The 4,166-nt window shown below is 41.3% G+C and carries 2 protein-coding genes; both read right to left on the reverse strand.

The window, feature by feature from the left end; translation table 11 throughout:
* Positions 1 to 950: RagB/SusD family nutrient uptake outer membrane protein (locus C5O24_RS11215; RefSeq protein WP_205961103.1), on the reverse strand; the 950-nt coding region annotated here is incomplete at its 3' end.
* A 12-nt stretch (positions 951 to 962) separates the two neighbouring features.
* A complete protein-coding gene (locus C5O24_RS11220; protein ID WP_107035373.1) occupies positions 963 to 3,659 on the reverse strand; it encodes a SusC/RagA family TonB-linked outer membrane protein in 2,697 nt (898 codons plus the stop codon).
* Positions 3,660 to 4,166: the final 507 nt, after the last annotated feature.

Genomic DNA, 4,166 nt, shown 5'->3' on the forward strand with positions numbered 1-4,166 from the left:
TACCAGAACTGCGCAGCATATAGGTTCTTATCCAACGGAATGGTGAATATGTTTTCGTTGGAGTTCTCGTTATGCACAGAGAAATTATAGCTATAATCGTCCTCCAACCGATAACCTACCTCGGCAAGTTTATCGCAATATTTGATACAGGTCTGCCAAGCGTTGAGTTTCTCACCATCGACGGTGAAAAATATCTCTTTACCGTTCCGTGGAACGCCATCAGTCCAATTATCATCACAATATATCTCGGCATTAAGAGCCAACTTAGCCAAAAGGAAATTAGCTACAGGTGTTGTTATACGACCATAGTAGTTACCCATCTTATTACTACGCTCATTTGGCAACAACTCGGCAACCTCCTGCAACTCATTCACGATAAAACGGAAAACCTCGCTACGCTCGCTCTGCACAACTTCATCCTGCGGTTGTTCATAGGATGTTACGATGGGCACTCTGCCATACATATCCATAATGTAGTAATAGAAAAGTGCTCTCAGAGCTCGCACCTCAGCTTCGTAGGCCACTCTCTGCTCCTCAGATAGGTTATGTCTATACTTATCGATGATATGCAGAGATTTGTTCGATAACACAACAACCTTGTAGAGGTATTTCCAAGTATTGTAGAGTGGTAAATCATTAGGACTCCACTTATGCTGATACATATTCGTCCACAAACCTCCATCGTACCAGTCGCCACCACGAATAGGTATCATGGCTTCGTCTGTGGTAAGTGTGTTATAGTCATAAATTCCACGACAGGTTCCCTGTAAACCCTCACTGTCTGCACTGCCACCAATGTAATTGTAGAGCACAGCCACTGCATTAATATATATGTTGTTGGCATTGTTGTAAATGTCTTCTTCATAAAGTTGATCTCTAGGATCTTCAGTAAGACAAGAGGTCATCATCGTTGCCAAAGCAACCATCAATATGTTTATATATCTTTTCATAACTGTAAGCGGTTAGAATTGAATACTAAGACCTAACGAATAGGTACGATATAAAGGATAGGTGCGTTTGTCGTCAATGCCCAAAGTGTTGCTTACTACATAACTGTTTATCATTGGAGTAAGACCGCTATAGCCTGTGATTGTTGCAAGGTTGCTAATGCCTGCCGAAAGACGCAATGACTTCACAGCCTTGGATTTCATTGGAATATTGTAGCCTATGGTAATATGTTCAATATTTACATAGTCACCCTTTTCCAACCAATAGTCTGAGACATTCTGGTCAATAATATTTTTTTCAGGAGCACCCTTCAATACATTGTAGTCAGGGAATATCGACATATTGGTATAAGCCAAGCCCGTGCCATTGAATATCTTATGACCGAAAGCACCATTTATCTGCATGGCAATATCAAAGGACTTGTAACGGAAACTGATGTTTGATCCAATAGTTACCTTGGGGGTTGCTTGACCTGCTATATACCTGTCTCCGCCATCGCTAAAATCAATCTCGCCATCATCATTCAAATCTTCAATATCGTAACTGTAGCCACCAAGTTTATTTTCTTTAATCCCTTTGCAGTGAGGCAGATAGAATACCCCAAATGGCTGACCTACAATCTGATATACTACATTATTGTCACCACCGTTCTGGCCTGCGCCATAAAGCGAGCCAATCGGAGTAATATCTGAAGCTGTCATATGCATACCATTATACTCTCCACTAAGCGAAAGTAACTTATTCTTCTGGCAGGACATATTGAAGTTGATATTCATCTCCATATCCTTCCGTTGAATGGGAACTACCGAGATTCCGAGTTCGACACCCTGGTTAGACATCGAGCCGATATTTGCCATCAGCTTATCGAACGCAAAGGTCGGAACGGGAACATCATACTCATAGAGCATATCCGTTGTCTTTGAGTAATAGAATTCCGAGGTAAGCATCAACCGATTATTCCATAGACCTAAGTCAAAACCGATATTAAATGTTGAACGAGTCTCCCACTTAAGGTCCGGATTCGTGTTGCGTATACTTCCCATGGTTACGGTAGGTGCACCGTTGATGGATACGATACCATTCTCCTTTACGGTATTAAGTGTTGTATAGGATGTAATACCTCCAAGATTTCCTGACCGACCATATCCGGTTCTTAGTTTCAACATTGTTATAAAATCAGTATCAGAGAGGAAGCCTTCCTTTTTTACATCCCAACTCAGTGATACTGATGGAAAGAATCCGAAAGTATTGTTATCGCTTACCATTGAAGAGCCATCTCCACGGAGTGCTGCCGCAATATAATATCTATCCTTGTAACTATATGTGACACTACCCATTATTGAAGCAAGTGACGGGTCTTCATAGCTACTGCTCGTACCACCGAAAGGACGCGATGATGTTGCTCCGATGTTATTATAGGAGAAATCATTTGTTGTTATTCCTTTTGCCTGCACCCATAAACCAGTCCTTACCTGTTTAAGATATTCTGCGCCAACAACAGCATCAAGGTGTGAGTCTCCCCAAGCTTTGTTATATGAGAGGGACACATTTGTAAAGTAGTCTTCACCCTTGAACTCTCCACGATAAACATTGCCTTGCGCCCACACCCATGTAGGACAAAATTGAGCATTTCCCGTAGATGAATATGAATAAGAGCCGAAAGCCGACAATATCAGATTGTCAAGGATATTAAATTTCAGCCCCAAATGTGTATTGAAATTCCGTTCTTCGGAGTCATTTTTCTCATAGAGGAGTGCTCCGGGGTGGTTTATGTGTGAAGCAGCCGAATTCTTCACCCAGTTGCCATTAACATCAGTTCCTGCTGGATATGTAGGATTCTGTGCAGCTGCCGAGTAAAACAGCATTCGTGTATCGAAAACGTCGTGTATCTTTGACGAGTAGCCATATACACCAAAATCGCCAACTAAGCGACCATTGAAAGCCTTTTGTGTAGCATCAAGTTTTACCACTATATTTCGGTAATCGTTAACTTTTACAATTAGATTATGATCCATAAAACCGAACGATGCTCGATAGTTTGAGTTTTCCGAACCACCGCTAAAAGCCAAGTGATGCTGATGTATAAAGCCCGAACGAGTAATTACATCGTGAAAATTGGTGTTGCAGCCACCATTATTGTAATCTAATCCAAATGCCTCTGCTGTAGCTATATACTCCGGGCCGTTTAGCATTTGCAGATGTTTATACATTGACTCGAATCCGTAGTTGCCATCATATGATATTTCGAAACCGCGCCCCGTTCCTTTCTTGGTCTTAATCTCAATTACACCTGAAGCACCACGGGAACCGTACATTGCCGTTTCGGTAGCATTCTTCAAAATAGTGAAACTCTCGATGTCTGCGGGATATATGGTAGATAGCGTAGCGATGTCAGATGTCACTCCGTCAATAATTACTAACGGGTCATTGCCACCCATAATGGATGTGGTACCACGCACACGGATACTATTCAGCATAGCGAGTCGGTCAGTCCCATTAGTGGTGACGTTCACACCGGCAGACTGACCACTCAATACATCCAAAGCACTATTCAATGGTCCCTTCTTGATATTCTCGGGCCTGATATGCTCTAATGATTTAGTCACCAAAATGGTATCTTGTTTCTCTCTGATATTCTGTACTTGTGCATCAATTTTTTGAACACTACAGATGAAGAACATTATGACAAGACAAAGACTGATTCTTCCCATCTTGATTCGTTAAATCTCTGTAGATTCCCCAGACCAGACAGTTTATAAATCTAATCTACAACAACCGTAGAATATTAGGAATCTGTACTATTGTATTCTGTCGTCATTCCAAGCCAGTCTTATGCCAGATTAGTCGAACACGCTAACGATGTTTCTATAATACACTAAAAGTGCCACACCATTACTTTCTTCGTCTATAAAGCAGGCGTCTAAGCAGGCTCTGAAAAACAAGACAAAAACATCGTAAACTTCTACATAATATGTTGTAGGCTTATTACTCTTAATATTTAAGCAATGCAAAAATAACTATAAATTTACACATAAGAAAATTAAGGAAACCAGGGCAACCGCATCAAAATTTGGCTTTAAGCAGCATATCGCCAAATAGTCGTTGGAAAGGCTCGCTTTGAACGGCTCTCGCTTTTTTCAAAGCGGTCAATGTCGAAGTTGTCTATCAGGACTTCGGGGAGGATGGATCTGAGTAGTTGGTCTGGTTTCATTTTGCAA

The sequence above is a fragment of the Paramuribaculum intestinale genome (genome assembly GCF_003024925.1).
Taxonomy (GTDB): Bacteria; Bacteroidota; Bacteroidia; order Bacteroidales; family Muribaculaceae; genus Paramuribaculum; species Paramuribaculum intestinale.